Origin of the sequence: Pseudomonas sp. NPDC087358 (assembly GCF_044900785.1) — a bacterium.
Taxonomy (GTDB): Bacteria; Pseudomonadota; Gammaproteobacteria; order Pseudomonadales; family Pseudomonadaceae; genus Aquipseudomonas.
In genome coordinates, this window is sequence record NZ_JBJDOA010000008.1 from 217444 (window position 1) to 232246 (window position 14803).

Genomic DNA, 14803 nt, shown 5'->3' on the forward strand with positions numbered 1-14803 from the left:
CGCGCAGGTGCATCAATGACTCAACACCCGTATTACAACCCGCAAATCCACGGCGCCTATGAGCGCTTCAACATCGGCGACCTGCCACTTGCCTGCGGTGAGACGCTACGCGACTGCACGCTGGCCGTGGTCACCCTCGGCCAGCTCAACGCCGCCCGCGACAATGCCATCCTGATACCGACCTGGTATTCCGGCACCAGCAAAGTCATTCAGGACGTATTCGTTGGCGCCGGGCGCGCCATCGACCCGCAGAAATACTTCATCATCATCGTCAATCAGCTCGGCAATGGGCTGTCCAGTTCACCCCATGACACTGTCGGTCCCCAAGCCCGCGCAGGGTTTGCAAAGATCACCATCGCAGACGATGTCAGCGCCCAGCACCGGCTAGTGACCGAGCGCCTGGGCCTGAGTCAGCTTGCCTTGGTCATGGGCGGTTCGATGGGTGCCCAGCAAGCCTACGAATGGGCGGTGCGCTATCCGGCGATGGTGCAGCGTCTGGCGGCCATCGCTGGCAGTGCCCGAACCTCGCAGATCAACCAGGTCATCGCCGACGCGATCATCCATGGACTGCGCAGCGATCCCGGGTTCAAGGCCGGCAACTACGTCTCATCCAGTGCGGTGAGCGAGGGGTTGGAGCAGCATGCACGGCTGATGACGCTGCATGGCTTGAGCGCCGAATTCTTCGAGCAGCAGCATTACAAATCCTTGGGATTCGACACTGTCGCAGGCTTCGTGGAGGGGTTCATGATCCCTTACTTTGCGCCCATGGACCCCAATGCCCTGATCACCATGCTGGAAAAGTGGCGCGGGGCTGATGTCAGCCACAGCTGCGCCGGTGACCTGCGCGCAGCGCTGGGAAGAATCACCGCCAGGACGCTGGTTCTGCCCATCAGCCAGGATGAATTTTTCCCGCCGTCCATATGCCTGGCTGACGCGCAGTTGATTGCTAATGCGCGTTTCAAAGCGCTGGACAGCCCTTTTGGCCATCTGGGGTTGTTCGGTGCCGACGCACACTGGCTGCAGCAGGTGGACGCAGAGCTTGCTGCATTGCTGGATCAACCCTGACCAGGATCGAGTCAGCGCCCAGGCGGGTATGGCTGGACAACCGCTCTTTTTGGCCGTCACGCACCTGTCTTCAGACGCTGCACTCCTTAAAATAGCCGACACTCGATTACCGTCGATGCCACCAGACGCTGCGCCTTACCAACGCTCCACACGTCAGGCTGGCTCACCTGGCTTCCTTCGGTTCAGGTGAATACTTCAGGCGCCCCAGGGCGCCTTTTTTTTGCTTCGCCGCCCAGTAAATCGCGGCCACAAAAAAAGCAGCCCCGGGGCTGCCTTCGATCAATGTTCACTGCCAACACTCAGCGCATGCCACCCACCAGTCCAAGCGAACGTAGCACGTCGTCGGCTTGCAAGTGGGTGTGCGGGCTGACCATCTTGCCACCCTGCTCGACCCAGCCCATGAAGTTCTCTCCCGCATCCCACCCGAGCAACCGTTGCACCTCCTCCGGCAAGCCCTTGAGGATGTCGAATGGAACCGACAGGTATTGGTTTTCTTCCTGGCGAACGCAGCCCAGGTCGATGCCCATGGTCAGACCGGTGCGCAGGCCATCGCTGCTGTTGGTGCCGCCGCCATGGTACGTGGAGCCGATGAACAGCATGGCAGAGCCGACGGCCATGACCGCATCCACGGCTTCTTCAGGTTCAGGCCGGCGCTCGTCATCCCATTTGTGGCTGCCGGGTATGACCTTGGTCGCGCCAGTGGTTTCGTTGAACTCGCTGACCGCCAGCATGATCTGCAGACGTGCTTCACGCCCGTAGCCGGGATGACGCCAGAGGAAGCTGGTGTCGTCGCGGTGCAATGGCTGTTTGCCCTGCCCCGGATGAATCTGGATGGCCTGGGTCATGCCGATCTGGATCTGCGGGGTCACGGTGGTGCGTTCGTGACCGAACCAGACCGAGACCGGCTTTTGCAGGATCTTGCGCGCCGCGCCCAGGTAAAGGGGATGCATGACCACATCGACCATGCGACTGCAACGGGCAAACAGCCGGCTGGCGCGTCGGGTTGAGGTACCCACGAAGAAGTTTTCATGGCCAAACGTCGACGTATCCAAGGCAGCATCGATCTGCTGCTTGAGTTCCTGAAACGCCGTGCCGGTCAGGAAATCCGCAATGATAACGCCGCCATCACGCTCGATGATTTCAACGACCTGCTCGACCGAAGCGTTGCCGGGCAGAGTAACGAGGGAAGCCTTGGACATGGTGGATTCCTTGCGAATCGGTTAACAAGGCGCCGCCCGCAAGCGTGCGCAAAGAGATTTCGTGGAGGAATATAAATCGGCGCCCCCTCGGGTCACAGGTTGGCGCCAGACATTAACAGGTGAATAACGGCCAGGCGGGTAAGCCCGACGCTGGCTGTTTCGACCGATGGAATCAGAATGTCCAGGTCACCAGGGTTTCGAACAGGTTGGAGCGATCGTTATCACCGAACATCTGCTTGCCACCCTCACCCGGTACCGTCAGGCCATAGACCGCCGTCAGCGTGACGGCTGGCGTGACCGTCCAGTTGACGTACAGATCCACCTCTTTGGCGAAGTCGCGGCTGCTCACGCCGTCGGGCTTTTTGTCGAGCTGGAAACGATAGCCCATCAAGCCGACACCCAGGTCCTGGCGCGGCTGCACGGCGAGCTTGAGCATGTCGATGTTGACGTTGCTGTTGAACAGCATGTACTCACCGACGATTTCACCCTGGTACCAGGTACCGTATTCGCCGCCGTACCCATAGGTCATTGGATCGTAGTCATCGGAGTACTGGGTGCGCCGGTACGTCACCGCCGGCGTCCACGGCAGGTCGCTGAACGCATAAGTGGCCTGGGCATACCAGCCGTGGGCGGACTTGTCGTTGTCGCCGCCTTTTTCCCAGACGTACTCGCCCGCCAGGCTCACTTGTGGAAGGGCGGTGAACGGCGTGCCCTTGGCGCGCAGGTCATAGACATCGATGCCGTCGCGTGCTGCGTTGTCGGCGTCCATCGTGTGGTAATAGGTCGCGCCCAACGTGCCAAGGCTGTCGCGCCACTCCAGATTACCGCCGCGCATGCGCAGGCGCTCCTTGTAGTCGGCGTAATCGAGGTCGGCATTGGCGGTCAGATCGAACAGGTCGGCGTGCACCTTGCCAGTGTTCAGTTGGGCAATCAGGGTATTGGTGTAGGCCGTGCGTGGGCCAATCCAGGCGGCGGCATCCTTGCCCTGATCGGCATGCCCGTCGCCGATCAGAAAGCCGTTATCGATCATGAAGTTCTGGCGGCCGGCACTGATCGTGAGGGCGTCTTTGCCCAGAGACGCAAATAGATCGGCACTTTTCCAGCCCACGTAAGCCGTTTCCAGGCCCACAGACTCAGGGTTGTCGTGGGTAAAGCCGCCAGCGTCGCTGCCACCGCGGGTCATCGCCCCTACTGCCGACGCTCCACCGAAGAACGTCCCGTAGCTGGTCTGCGGGCCGGTGACTTTTACCCCCGGCAGGACGAACCCTTCAAACCGGCTGGAGCTGCGGTCGACCTCCAGGCCGATGCTGCTGGTGCGACCACCGAATGCCTGATTCTTGTGGTTCAGATAGGCTGCTCCCACCGTCACCGTGGGCTCGACGAGCACATCGCCGAGCTGAAAACTATCAAGTGCGAAACTGGAGCTGGCATACAAGGCCCCGACACTTGCTGCCAAAAAACGACCTGACACTTTCATAACTGGCATTCCCCATTTGCAATGAACACAACCCGCGGCCGATGCTGGCCGCTTGGGTTCGATTGTCGGGGCTTGGGTCTTTGCCCTGAAGGCGCAAACAGGTCAAAAAAGGGGATCGTCGAAGACACATCCGGCGGGCCGATAAAGCCTGCACTGATCAATGCCGAACCTGGGATCGGTACTGCGATGGCGTGCAGCCGCTCCAGCGCTGAAACGCCCTGCGAAATGCCGCCGCCTCACTGAAACCAAGGTTTTCAGCGATCCGCGCCACCGGCATCTGGCGCAATAACAGCTCTTGAGCACGCTGATACCGTGCCTCGCAGAGCACTTCGTTGAAGCTGGTGCCTGCCGCGCGCAGGTGACGCTGCAATGTCTTGTTCGAACAGGCCAGCGACGCCGCGACGTTGCTTAACGAGGGTGACGTGTCGAAGCCTGCGCAGATGGCCGATTTGACGCTGGCGAGAAAATCTCGCGGGCTTTCCAGATGCGATTTGAGTACCGAACAATGCGCTTTCATCTCGTGGTGGGCGACGGGATTGGCACAGGGCAAGGGGTAATCGAGCCAGGCGGCATCGAATGAGAGGCTGGTGGGTCGAGACGCGTCGAAGGTGATCGGGCAACTGAAGTACGGCAAATAAGGTGTGCAAAGCGCCTCACTGGCAAAACCGATATTGATCGCCGACAACGGCAAGGGCTGATAGAGCAGATCGGCCATCACGCTTTGCAACGCGGTCAGCGAGAACTCGATGGCCAGGCAGCGCAGTTCGTCCTCGATATCAAAGGTGGCGTCAATGTTCAGCCAGCCAATGCCCTGCTCCTGCACCAGCCGTAGCTCGAAGCCGGTACCCAGCGGCAGGGGGTACTCGAAAAACAGCTCCAGCGCCGAACGCAAGTCGCAGCTCGATAACAAGGTAAAGCCGAATACGCCGTAGGCGGCCAAACGGCAGCGGTGACCCAATTCCAGGCCCAGGTGCCGCGCTTGAGTCAGGCGCTGGGCGTTGCGCAGGATCATGCATTCCTGTTCGACCGAGATCAGTTTATCGCCGGCTCGCAGGTCATCGGCAACCAGTTGGGTACCCAGTAACAGGCTTTCAGTGGAGTGACCCGACTCGGCAACGAAGGTATTGACCAATGCAATGAAGTGCAGCGTTGCCAGGCGGTCGATGTATTGATGAGAGGTAGCCATGGTGCACACCCTGAAACCCGATTCGGCCCAGAGCATAAAGCCTGGGCCGACCGCTGAAACAGGTGAGCAATGACCAAAAAACGGGGAGTGATGGCCGACCGGATCCGGTCAACCGGCGCGAATCATCGTCAGCCACATGCCTACCGTGGTATCGACGGTTTCCTGCCAGTTCTTCTCAAGGGCCTTGGTGTGCTTGTGGTAAAACAGCAGCCCTTCTATCTGCGAGGCGATCAATACGGCGAATATTTCGGCACGCGCTGGCGTCAGTTGCGGATTGACCTCGTGAATCAGCTGCGCCATCACCCTGCAGAATGTTTCGTAAATGATGGTCAGGTGTTCGCCAATCGCCAGATCGTGTTCAGCCAGCGCCCAGCTCTGGAAGGAAAACGAGGCGATCCAGGGGTCGCGCGCCGCTTCCATGTCCTGTTCGATCACTTCGATCAGTCGCTGCTCGGGAGGACGCGAGGTATCGCCGGCGATGCCGACAAACTGGGTTACGAAGACCTCGATCTTGGCCCGAATCATCGACAGCAAGAGGTTTTCCGTGGTGCCGCAGTAATGCTGGAGATTGCTCAGACTGATACCCATCTCGCCCGCGACACGGCGAGCGGAAAACTGCGCATAACCGTCTCGCACGAAGATCATCGCAGCGGTGTCGATGATATCTTCGATCCGCTGGACACGTTTCTTCTCACGGGGGCTTGCCGTGCGCTCGAACAGCGACTCGGCCTGCGGTAGTTCACTCAACATTCATGTACTCCAAAGCAGATGGCTCCGACACACAGGATGCCTGCCGCAGAGCGGGTGGCGCAACCCCACGGCTGTCCATGTGATGTCGATTCGCCGCCCTGATTGAAGGAGTGTACTGAACCCGGCAAACTAAGGTCAACCGACCTATTTTATCTTGTCGATTCACCCGCCCCGTCACTGCAACTGCCTAGAGGTCCTGGCGACCAATGCGGCGGTAGGAATCGGGCTTGGCCGCTTTCAGGTACAAGGCCAGCAGCATGCCGGCGATTGGCACGGCCCAGACCGCCCCCTGCATCAATAGCGCCCCTTCTCCGGTGATCCCGACCAGCGTTTCGAAGTTGCTGACGGCAAGGTAGAACACATAGCCCAGGCCCAGGGCTGCGGCCACCGGCGCCACGAATGTACGCAGGCGGGAAACCTTGACCGGCGTCGAATTGCGCAGAAAGTACGCTGCGATCGCCACACTGGTGATCAGCATCAGGCTCAGATAGCCATAGGCACCGACCCCGGATTGATGGGCATAGAGGGTCGCCGGATCGGCACCATTGAATATGAACGGGACTTCGATCAATGCCACGCAAATGGTCGCGACCAGAGACCCCATGTAGGGCGATTTATTACGTGGGTGAACGCGGGCCAGCACTTTGGGTAACGCGCCGTCCATGCCCAGCGAGTACAGATAGCGCGACATGATGTTCTGCATGCACAGCAGGCCGGCGAAGATGGAGGTGACCACCAGCACTGCGGCCAGATTCACCCCGAATTGGCCGACGTATCTGCCCATGGCATCCGGGAACATGCCTACCGTGTTGTTGGTCGCCACTGCAACTGCATCAGACACGCCATAGGCTGTCACCATCACCCAGGCAGAGGCGGCGAAGAACAAGCCGATCAGGGTGACCACCAGACCCGTCGCCCGCGGGATCGTGCGCTCAGGGTTTCGGGTTTCTTCGCGAAACACCGCCGTGGCTTCGAAACCGTTGAAGCACAAGACGGCGAAAAGCATGGCCAGGCCGAACTGGCCGCCGGTCAACGCGCTCCAGGAGAACGGCGCCATGGAGCGTCCTTCTGGTCCGCCGTTGATCAGCACCGCCAGATCGAAAATCGAAATCACCACCAGCTCCACGACCATCGCGACGACCAGTACATGGGATGACACCTCAAGCTTGAGGTAACCGCAGTAGCCGACGATCCCCCAGATGGCAATCGCATACCAGTACCATTCGATCACCGGGCCACCCAGGGTGCTCGATACCAGGGTCGACGCCGAGATACCGAAGAAGGTGTAGGTACAGGCGGACATCATCAGGTAGGTAAACACCGCAAGAAACGCCGAGCCTAACCCCGCTACCCGTCCCAGCCCGGCCGTGATGTAGGCGTAATAAGCGCCCGGATTGGGAAGGAAGCGGCTCATGGCCGTGAAGCCCGCAGCGAAGATCCCCACCAACACCAGCCCTGTGAGGTAAATCGCCGGGGCGCCGATGCCGCCGAACATGACGATGATGGAAATGTAACCGGCAACAGTCACCAGCGGCGCGGCGAATGCCAGCACCGCACCCATGAGCCTGAACAAGCCCATATCGCCTTCAAGGCCGACCGGCGTGACCAGTTCGACCGCCCGGTGGGCATCGAGGGGCGCGCCGGCAGCGGGTGTAAACACCTGGCTCAAATGCTCAGTCGCCAGTCTCGGCGCACCGTCGGGATGGAGATTGGAGAGATTGTTTGTCGTACTCACCGGATAGCCCTTTTGTTGATGCTCAAAGGTAGATTCGCAAGCGATGCGTCAGGACCCAGCCCGCCACGCAGCCAATGACGCGGTCCCGCACTTGGGCCTCGTCAGCCCTGAAATTAGGCGTATGGGCGTCCGTCAAACAGGTTCGGTTGGGTCATTTTGGGGGATCTAATGTCCTGCCTTGCCATCAGCTCGGCTGGCCAACAACCCCGCTGACCGAGCAGCATCAGCTGCCGCCCGCACCGACATGCCTGTGAGCGACCGACGACACGAATACGGCGATGAACGTATTGACTTAGGTCAGACGACCGTGTTTTATAGGTCGCATGACCTCTTCGGTATAAGTCGAGGCACAGACCTTGCGCACGGCACTTGCCGTCGTTTGACCGCTGCACCTGCACCCTCAAGATGATCCCCGGCCTGCCAAGACCGCTTTACCTGCAATGTTCCACCCAGAGTTGCGTTGCGCTCTGTTCTGGAACGATTTGGCTAGCCGATGAGGGCCGTATGATGGTGTCAGTGCAAGCGTCACCCGTTACTCCGGAAGACCGCGTCTTCTCCACCGTTGAGTTGCAGGCGTTGTTAATCGCCCACGGTGACAAGAGCCCCGCCCTGACGGAGGTGCTGGCACTCAACGGCCTGCAACGCGAAGCTGTCGATGATCCCCAGACTCGCTTGTCGCTGAACCAGTGGTTGGGCGCGCTGACCGGCTGCTGTCTCGATCGCCAGGATCCGCTGTTGGCCCTGCGGGTCGGCCAACAGATGCATCTGACGGCCTACGGCATGCTCGGCTTCACCCTGCTCAGCAGCGCCTCTCTGCGCGAAGCGCTGGACATCGCCAACCGTTTCGGGCTGTTGGCCAATCTGAAACACAAGCTGCAGCTGGAAGTCAAAGGCGACGTTGCGCACCTGTATTTGCGCGACAATTTCGCCTTGCTCGGCACCGACCGATACTTCTCCTCGCTGCTGGAAAGCGCGAAGATTCTGACCCTGCTCGGCGACATGCTCGGCCACGGTTTCAAGGCAGGGTGCGTGCAACTGAACGTCAACACCGATCCGGCCCAGGTGCAGGCACTCAGCCTGGCACTGGGCATTGCTGTGGAGGCCAACTGCCCGGATAACTGCATCACCTTCAGCAGCCACTACGTCGACCAGCCGCTGCCACAGTCCCACTCCATGACGCATCAGTCCTGCAAGGCGCTGTGCACCGCGCAACTACGCGAACACAGCCAGCGCTACGATCTGTGCTACCAGATCCAGAAAATGCTGCTGGCATCGCCAAGCCGCATTCCGCCGCTACCCGAAGTCGCTTCGCGGCTGCATCTGTCGCCGCGCACGCTACGGCGCAAGCTGGAGGCGGTCGGCAGCTCCTACAACCTGATACTCGAAGACGTGCGCAAGAAACTCGCCATACGCTATCTGCTGGATACGCCCCTGACCACCGAGGCCATTTCCGAAAAACTCAGCTACAGCGATGCCGCCAATTTTCGCCACGCCTTCAAGCGCTGGACCGGCACTGCACCGCGAGCGTTCCGCTCCCAGAACCGCGACATCGACTGGACGATCCCGCCGGCCTTCGCCCTGCCCGGCGCCAGGACCGCTACGCTGGCACACGCGCACGGATGAGCCCCGGAGTACGACAAAGGCGCTCAATAGAGCGCCTTTGTCTTGCAAGCAGTGCTGTTCTTGAGAGGCTTTTTCGCGTCAGCGCCGAGTCACAGCCCGACCCTGATCTTTTGCCGGGCCAGCTGCCGGACATCGCGATAGCCTCCGCGATGACTGCTGGCGATCACCAGGCGCATCAACAGGTAATACGCCAGCATGCAGATCGCCAGGGTCGGCATGGTCGCGCCCACGTAGCGAAAGGTCGGACCCACCTGCAGCGACAGTGGATCGAACAGCATCAGATAGACCCCGGCCCCCAGGGCGATGATGGCCATGGCCACCCAGTTGACCCCGCCCCAGAACCAGTAGGCGCCGTGGTGATCCTTGACGAACAGATGGGCCGGCAACACCACCTGGCGGCGCAGCAACAGGTAATCGGTGAGCATTACCGCAGCGATGCCGACGAACATCGCGCTGTTATAGGCCAGCCAGTTCATCACATGGGCGATCAACCACTGGGTATTGAACGCGACCACCAGCCCCGGCAACAGCAGGATGGCGACGATCAGGTCCCAGCGCATGTTGGCAAACAGGCGCACTTGCTGCACCGAGACGCCGGCGAAGTAAAAGAAGCTGATCAAGGTGCCCAGGTTGGCCAGCAGCAGCAACGACACGATCAGCGTCCCGACGCCGTTGCCTGCGGTCTTGACCACCCACTCTGCAGGCTCGGTGGAACCGGTGGCAATCGCCGCCAACGCGCCGACCGATGACGTGAACACCGCACCGATGATGCCCGCGCCGAGCAGCGAAGGCGTAATGACGTGCTTGCGCTTCTGGATAAGCCGCGCAATGCCGCCGAAGAACGGTACGCTGGTCAGCGCATTGGACGCACCGAATTCCACACCGTATGCCAGTTGCAGCAACGGGTCGGTGGCATACGCAAGCTTGGGGTCGACATTGGTGTGCAGCAACGTCGTCAGGCTGACATCCCGGGTGATCAGATACAGCAGCACGCAGGCGATGATCAGGATCGCAGGCGAGGTATAGCGCGTGAGCAAGGCGATCATCGCCGGGCCCTTGCGCAGCAATACCCAGACCAGCACCAGCATGGCTATCGAAACCGCAATCACGAAAGCGTTGTTGATATCGCCACCCGGGTTGAACAGCACTTGCTGCAGTCGGCCCGCCGCCTGCCCGGTCATGGCAATCAAGACAAAGGACCAGCCCAGGGTGGTGATCAGGATCAATGTCAGCAACAAGGCTGAACCGCGCGTGCCCATGGAGCTTTTGGCGGCATCCACCGGGTCCACCCCATGGCGGTAACAGATCATTCCCGACGCCAGGTAGACCGGTGCCAACCCGACAATCAAGCCGATCAGGTAGCCAAGGATGCCAATGCGGGTATCACCGATATAAGCGATCGAAGCACCGAACAGGTAATTGAAGCTCGCCGCGCCAATCGCCACGCAAGCGGCCAGCAGGGAGCCGAACCCCTTGTAGAGGCGATCGGCGCCCTGAATCGGCAAGCGCCCCGCCAGCGCCTCGCGCGCTGTTACTGCACTGACCTGTGTATCCGAATGACTCATGTACTTCCCCGCCTGGCCCGTCGAAAAATCAGCGGCGATTATGAGCCAGCCATGGCCGACAAACAGGTGCGCGGCGGTCAAATTTGCAGTGACCGCAGCGACAGACGCGCAACCAAAAAAGCCCCGACATTACGTCGGGGCCCTGGTTTGCAAACTACGCCGACTCAAAGACCGACGGCAACTTTTTTCATTGCCAGCCGCTCGGTGGTGCGATAACCGCCCTTCTCGCTTGAGGCAATGACCAGACGCATGGCCACGTAGTAGACGGCAATGCACAGTATGAAAGACGGCATGGCCGCGCCCATGTAGCGAAATGAGCTACTGACTTCCAGCGTCATCGGGTTGAAGAATGACAGGTAGGAACACGCCCCCAGCAGCACCACGGCAATCGCCACCCAGTTGATGCCACCCCAATACCAGTAGGCGCTGTCACTGGTTTTGACGAACAGGTGAGCCGGCAAGATGCGCTGGCGACGCAACAACAGGTAGTCGGTGAAGAGCACGGCCGCAATCCCGGCGAACATCGCGCCGTTATAGGCCAGCCAGTTCATCACGTGCGCAATCAGCCAGTCGGTCTGGAAGGCCACCAATACCCCAGGCAGCAACAGCACGGCGATGATCACATCCCAACGCATGCGGGCAAAGAACCTGATCTGCTGTACAGAGACGCCCGCCAGATAGAAGAAACTCACCAGCGTACCAAGGTTGGCCAGCAGCAGGACGATCACGATAACCGCCCCAAGCCCACTGCCTGCGGTCTTGACCACCCACTGCGCAGGCTCGGTAGAACCTGTGGCCACCGACGCCAGCGCGCCGACCGCCGTGGTGAAGCCAGCGCCGATCAGACCCGAGCCCAGCAGGCATGGCGTGATCAGGTGCTTGCGCTTGTGAATCAGACGCGCCATACCGCCGAAGAACGGAACGATCGTCAGAGCGTTGGAGGCGCCGAACTCCACACCGTAGGCCAACTGCAGCAAAGGGTCGGTGGTGTAGGCAGCGCTCGCCGGGACATTGGTGTGCCACAGCGTCGACAGGCTGACATCACGGGTGATCAGATAAAGCAGGATAGCCGCAATGATCAGTACCGCTGGCGAGGTGAAGCGCGTCATCAATGCCATCATCGCAGGGCCTTTGCGCAGTGCCACCCACACCAGTACCAGCATCAGGATCGAGACGAGCGCCACAAAGGTATTGTCGATGCCAGCGCCAGGATGCATCAGCACTTGTTGCAAGCGCCCCGCCGCCTGGCCCGTCATGGCCACCAGCACGAACCCCCAACCCAGGGTGGTGATCAGGATCATGAACAACAGCAGTGACGAGCCGCGCGTGCCCAGCGCACTCTTGGCCGCATCGACCGGGTCGACACCGTGCCGATAGCTGAGCATACCGGACGCCAGGTACATCGGCGCCAGGGTCATCATCAGGCCTATCACGTAGCCGATGATACCCAGCGAGGTACTGCCGACCGCCGCCACCGAGGCGCCAAACAAGTAGTTATAGCTGGCCGCGCCCAATGCCACGGCGGCATTGAGCAGTGTGCCGAAGCCGGTGTACAGCCGGGCCGCACCCGGCACTGGCAGGCGACCGGCGAGGGTTTCCCGGGAGATCTGACCGCTCACATCCGCATTGGAGTGACTCATCTTGCACCCTCCTCAGATGTAAAAACCCACCAGGGCCCAAAGCACCACACCGGCGATGAACCAGGCGGCGGCCGAGACGATGATCGAGCCGGTCGGTTGACTGGTTTCATCAGCGACGTTTTCGGCCGAGTTCAACGCGACCAGGCTTTTCACCAGGTCCAGATCGAGGTCGCCAATGGAATCGTCAATCAAAAAACAATGATCGCCCAGTAGATGAACGCTGGTTGCATCACGCATAGGGTGCTCCTGAAAACGAGAGACGGCAGGGTTTCGAGGGATTCATTATTGTTCTCGGATCCGGGCGTCCGCCGCTTGCGCCGGGCGCCTGGTCCGTGGGCTGATTATGCCCTTGCCAAGGGTGCCCAACAGGTGCGCAGAGGCCATCCTGCGGGACCTTGCCGATCACCGGGGACGAAAAACCTCGTAGGCTGCAGGCAACTCATCGGCCTGGTGACCATTGGTCGCCGCCTGGTCGACGTAACCGGCAAAAAGCTGCAGCAGCCCGTGCTCGACGCCGGCGTTCTTCGCGCGTTCAAGCAGCGACTGTACACCCAGCGAATGCACATGGATCGACGCTTCGTTACCGGAGTAATCCTTGCGATCAATGGCTTGCACCGTGCGTTTCCAAGTGCTTTCGATGACTGGCTTGAACGCCTGCAGAGCGGTCGCGAAATCCTTGATGTCGACCTCCTCGGCCTGGAGCATCGCCGCGCTCTGCATCAAGGCGAAAGTATTGCCGTAGTACATAGTCAGCAGGCTGCCATCGAGAACGTTGGCCGAGCCTGGTTTCTCCCCCACATACGTCATGCGCCCGCCCAGCAGCATCAGCTCCTCGGCGCAGCTGTTCCACACGGCCAAGCCCCCCGAGACCAGCAGCATGCATTCAGGGCCGCCGACTTTCGTCGGGTAATCCATGATCGCACCGTCCAGGTAGTCAAGGCCGATCTCGGCCGCCCACCGGGCACCGGCCTGCGCCTGCTTGCCGTCACCGGTAGTCAGTTGCACAAGGGTCTTGCCTTTGAGCAGGGGCGCGATGCCATCCTGCAGAAACAACGCGTTGCTGCTGGCATAGTCGGACAGGCAGACGATGATCAGATCGGACGCCTTGATCGCCTCGACGAAACTGGCCTGCGCAGTGGCGCCCAGTGCCACCAACGGCTGGGCCTTGGCGATCGAACGGTTCCACACGGTGACGTGCAGACCTGCATCAATGAATGGCGGCGCCAGTGCCGCTCCCATTTGTCCCAGACCGATGAACGTCACGTTCGAGTGCTTCATGCCTGATCCCTTTGTCGGTGAAGTCCGGCGGCGTCAGTGCGCCGGGTTGCCAGAACTGTAGGCAGGCACGGGCGCGGAAAAAAGGTGAATTCAGGCCAAGAAAGCGACCGTGGCGGGACACGTTCAGGCTCACCGCCACCCGCGGCGCGCTGGCCGCATCACCTTGCTAAGTTGGCCCCTGCTCACCTGTTGGTGCTCGCCTGAGGCCCCCTAAGATAAACCCACAGGCAACGACGCCACGGCCCAGCGCCAAAGCGGTCCATTCCTTCTATTGAGAGAGAGCGAACGATGACGATCATTCAGGCAGATCACATCATGTTGAACGATCCGGCGCACGCTCGGGCGGCACATGATCCGAAGTACGGCCACGGCTCGGCGTTCATCCACGGCACTTACGTCGACCTGGATAATGCCGCTATTCCCATGTCGGACCTGGGTTTCACCCAAGCCGATGCCTGCTATGACGTGGTCAGCGTAAGCAAAGGCTATCTGTTCCGCCTCGAAGATCACCTGGAGCGTTTCGAAAGCGCATGCCGCAAGTTCCAGCTGACCAACCCCTACTCCAAAGCGCAAACCGTCGAGATCCTGGACAACCTCATCAAGCAAGCCGGCACCAGGGAGGCCTACGTCTGGTGGGCAGTGACTCGCGGCTTCATGCCCGATGGCAATGACCGCATCAATCCACAGGCCTATGAGAACCGCTTCTACGCCTTCGTCGTGCCTTATGTGTTCATTTCCAACGACGAACAGCGCAGCCGTGGCATGGACGTATTGGTCAGCAAGCAATTCATCCGGATCCCGCCCAAAGCGGTCGACCCGACGGCCAAGAACTTCCACTGGATGGACCTCAAGCTGTCGCTGTTCGAAGCGCGTGCGGCAAGCAAAGAGTGGTCGGTGTTGTGCGACGCCGATGGCTATCTGACTGAAGCCCCCGGCTCGAACATTTTTCTGATCAAAGATGGCGTGCTGTTCACGCCCGATTCCGGCTGCCTGGAAGGCATCACCCGCAAGACTACACTGGAACTGGCTGAAGAGATGGGGCTGCCACTGCACGTTGAGCGTGTACATGTCGAACAACTGTTGAACGCCGACGAAGCCTTCCTGACGTCTACCGCTGGCGGTGTCATGCCAATCAACAGCGTCGACGACAGGGTCCTGGGTGGCAAGGCCGGCCCTGGCGCACTGACCACACAGCTGCACAACCTGTACTGGACCAAGCGTTGGGACGGCTGGTTGGGTACCGCCGTGGATTTCACCACGCCTGCCGCGATTTAGGCTGGCCTGC

The 14803-nt window shown here is 60.4% G+C and carries 12 protein-coding genes and 1 pseudogene; 3 read left to right on the top strand and 10 right to left on the bottom strand.

Annotated features, from left to right (window positions below; genetic code table 11):
* Positions 1–15 precede the first annotated feature (15 nt).
* On the top strand, positions 16–1065 hold the full coding sequence (locus ACI2KS_RS19795; protein WP_404622686.1) for an alpha/beta fold hydrolase: 1050 nt from the start codon (positions 16–18) through the stop codon (positions 1063–1065).
* Positions 1066–1364: 299 nt separating this feature from the next.
* Here ACI2KS_RS19795 and ACI2KS_RS19800 read toward each other — a convergent pair whose 3' ends face one another.
* The 5 genes from ACI2KS_RS19800 to ACI2KS_RS19820 form a co-directional block, all read right to left on the bottom strand.
* Entirely contained in the window at positions 1365–2264 is a 900-nt protein-coding gene (locus ACI2KS_RS19800) for a phytanoyl-CoA dioxygenase family protein (RefSeq protein ID WP_404622687.1), read from the bottom strand.
* A gap of 172 nt (positions 2265–2436) precedes the next feature.
* On the bottom strand, positions 2437–3741 hold the full coding sequence (locus tag ACI2KS_RS19805) for an alginate export family protein (RefSeq protein WP_404622688.1): 1305 nt from the start codon (positions 3739–3741) through the stop codon (positions 2437–2439).
* Positions 3742–3898: 157 nt separating this feature from the next.
* Positions 3899–4927: an AraC family transcriptional regulator gene (locus ACI2KS_RS19810; protein ID WP_404622689.1), complete on the bottom strand. Its 1029-nt coding sequence runs from the start codon at positions 4925–4927 to the stop codon at positions 3899–3901.
* A gap of 108 nt (positions 4928–5035) precedes the next feature.
* Positions 5036–5677, bottom strand: coding sequence for a TetR/AcrR family transcriptional regulator (locus ACI2KS_RS19815; RefSeq protein WP_404622690.1), 642 nt, complete (start codon positions 5675–5677; stop codon positions 5036–5038).
* Between the two features lie 187 nt (positions 5678–5864).
* Entirely contained in the window at positions 5865–7412 is a 1548-nt protein-coding gene (locus tag ACI2KS_RS19820) for an APC family permease (protein WP_404622691.1), read from the bottom strand.
* A gap of 504 nt (positions 7413–7916) precedes the next feature.
* Between ACI2KS_RS19820 and ACI2KS_RS19825 the strand changes: the two genes are divergently transcribed.
* A complete protein-coding gene (locus tag ACI2KS_RS19825) occupies positions 7917–9035 on the top strand; it encodes an AraC family transcriptional regulator ligand-binding domain-containing protein (RefSeq protein ID WP_404622692.1) in 1119 nt (372 codons plus the stop codon).
* Positions 9036–9124: 89 nt separating this feature from the next.
* Here the strand turns inward: ACI2KS_RS19825 and ACI2KS_RS19830 are convergent, their stop codons facing one another.
* The 5 genes and pseudogenes from ACI2KS_RS19830 to ACI2KS_RS19850 all read right to left on the bottom strand — a co-directional run.
* Positions 9125–10600 carry a cytosine permease gene (locus ACI2KS_RS19830; RefSeq protein ID WP_404622693.1) on the bottom strand — a complete coding sequence of 492 codons (1476 nt, stop codon included), beginning with the start codon at positions 10598–10600 and terminating at the stop codon, positions 9125–9127.
* Between the two features lie 164 nt (positions 10601–10764).
* Positions 10765–12240 carry a cytosine permease gene (locus ACI2KS_RS19835; protein WP_404622694.1) on the bottom strand — a complete coding sequence of 492 codons (1476 nt, stop codon included), beginning with the start codon at positions 12238–12240 and terminating at the stop codon, positions 10765–10767.
* A gap of 12 nt (positions 12241–12252) precedes the next feature.
* Positions 12253–12477 carry a hypothetical protein gene (locus ACI2KS_RS19840; protein WP_404622695.1) on the bottom strand — a complete coding sequence of 75 codons (225 nt, stop codon included), beginning with the start codon at positions 12475–12477 and terminating at the stop codon, positions 12253–12255.
* Positions 12478–12642: 165 nt separating this feature from the next.
* Positions 12643–13065: a hypothetical protein gene (locus tag ACI2KS_RS19845; RefSeq protein ID WP_404622759.1), complete on the bottom strand. Its 423-nt coding sequence runs from the start codon at positions 13063–13065 to the stop codon at positions 12643–12645.
* Positions 13045–13521, bottom strand: a pseudogene (locus ACI2KS_RS19850) (NAD(P)-binding domain-containing protein); the annotation flags it as partial. The gene ACI2KS_RS19845 and the pseudogene ACI2KS_RS19850, both read right to left, overlap by 21 nt.
* 285 nt (positions 13522–13806) lie before the next feature.
* Here ACI2KS_RS19850 and ACI2KS_RS19855 point away from each other — a divergent pair.
* The gene (locus tag ACI2KS_RS19855) at positions 13807–14793 is read left to right on the top strand and encodes an aminotransferase class IV (RefSeq protein ID WP_404622696.1); all 987 of its coding nucleotides are present in this window, start codon (positions 13807–13809) and stop codon (positions 14791–14793) included.
* Positions 14794–14803: the final 10 nt, after the last annotated feature.

Bases quoted from the DNA above. Each gene is read 5' to 3' on its own strand.
- ACI2KS_RS19795 (WP_404622686.1), top strand. From the start codon at position 16: ATGACTCAACACCCGTATTACAACCCGCAAATCCACGGCGCCTATGAG.
- ACI2KS_RS19825 (WP_404622692.1), top strand. From the start codon at position 7,917: ATGATGGTGTCAGTGCAAGCGTCACCCGTTACTCCGGAAGACCGCGTC.
- ACI2KS_RS19805 (WP_404622688.1), bottom strand. From the start codon at position 3,741: ATGAAAGTGTCAGGTCGTTTTTTGGCAGCAAGTGTCGGGGCCTTGTAT.
- ACI2KS_RS19840 (WP_404622695.1), bottom strand. From the start codon at position 12,477: ATGCGTGATGCAACCAGCGTTCATCTACTGGGCGATCATTGTTTTTTG.
- ACI2KS_RS19815 (WP_404622690.1), bottom strand. From the start codon at position 5,677: ATGTTGAGTGAACTACCGCAGGCCGAGTCGCTGTTCGAGCGCACGGCA.
- ACI2KS_RS19835 (WP_404622694.1), bottom strand. From the start codon at position 12,240: ATGAGTCACTCCAATGCGGATGTGAGCGGTCAGATCTCCCGGGAAACC.
- ACI2KS_RS19830 (WP_404622693.1), bottom strand. From the start codon at position 10,600: ATGAGTCATTCGGATACACAGGTCAGTGCAGTAACAGCGCGCGAGGCG.
- ACI2KS_RS19845 (WP_404622759.1), bottom strand. From the start codon at position 13,065: ATGCTGCTGGGCGGGCGCATGACGTATGTGGGGGAGAAACCAGGCTCG.
- ACI2KS_RS19810 (WP_404622689.1), bottom strand. From the start codon at position 4,927: ATGGCTACCTCTCATCAATACATCGACCGCCTGGCAACGCTGCACTTC.
- ACI2KS_RS19800 (WP_404622687.1), bottom strand. From the start codon at position 2,264: ATGTCCAAGGCTTCCCTCGTTACTCTGCCCGGCAACGCTTCGGTCGAG.
- ACI2KS_RS19855 (WP_404622696.1), top strand. From the start codon at position 13,807: ATGACGATCATTCAGGCAGATCACATCATGTTGAACGATCCGGCGCAC.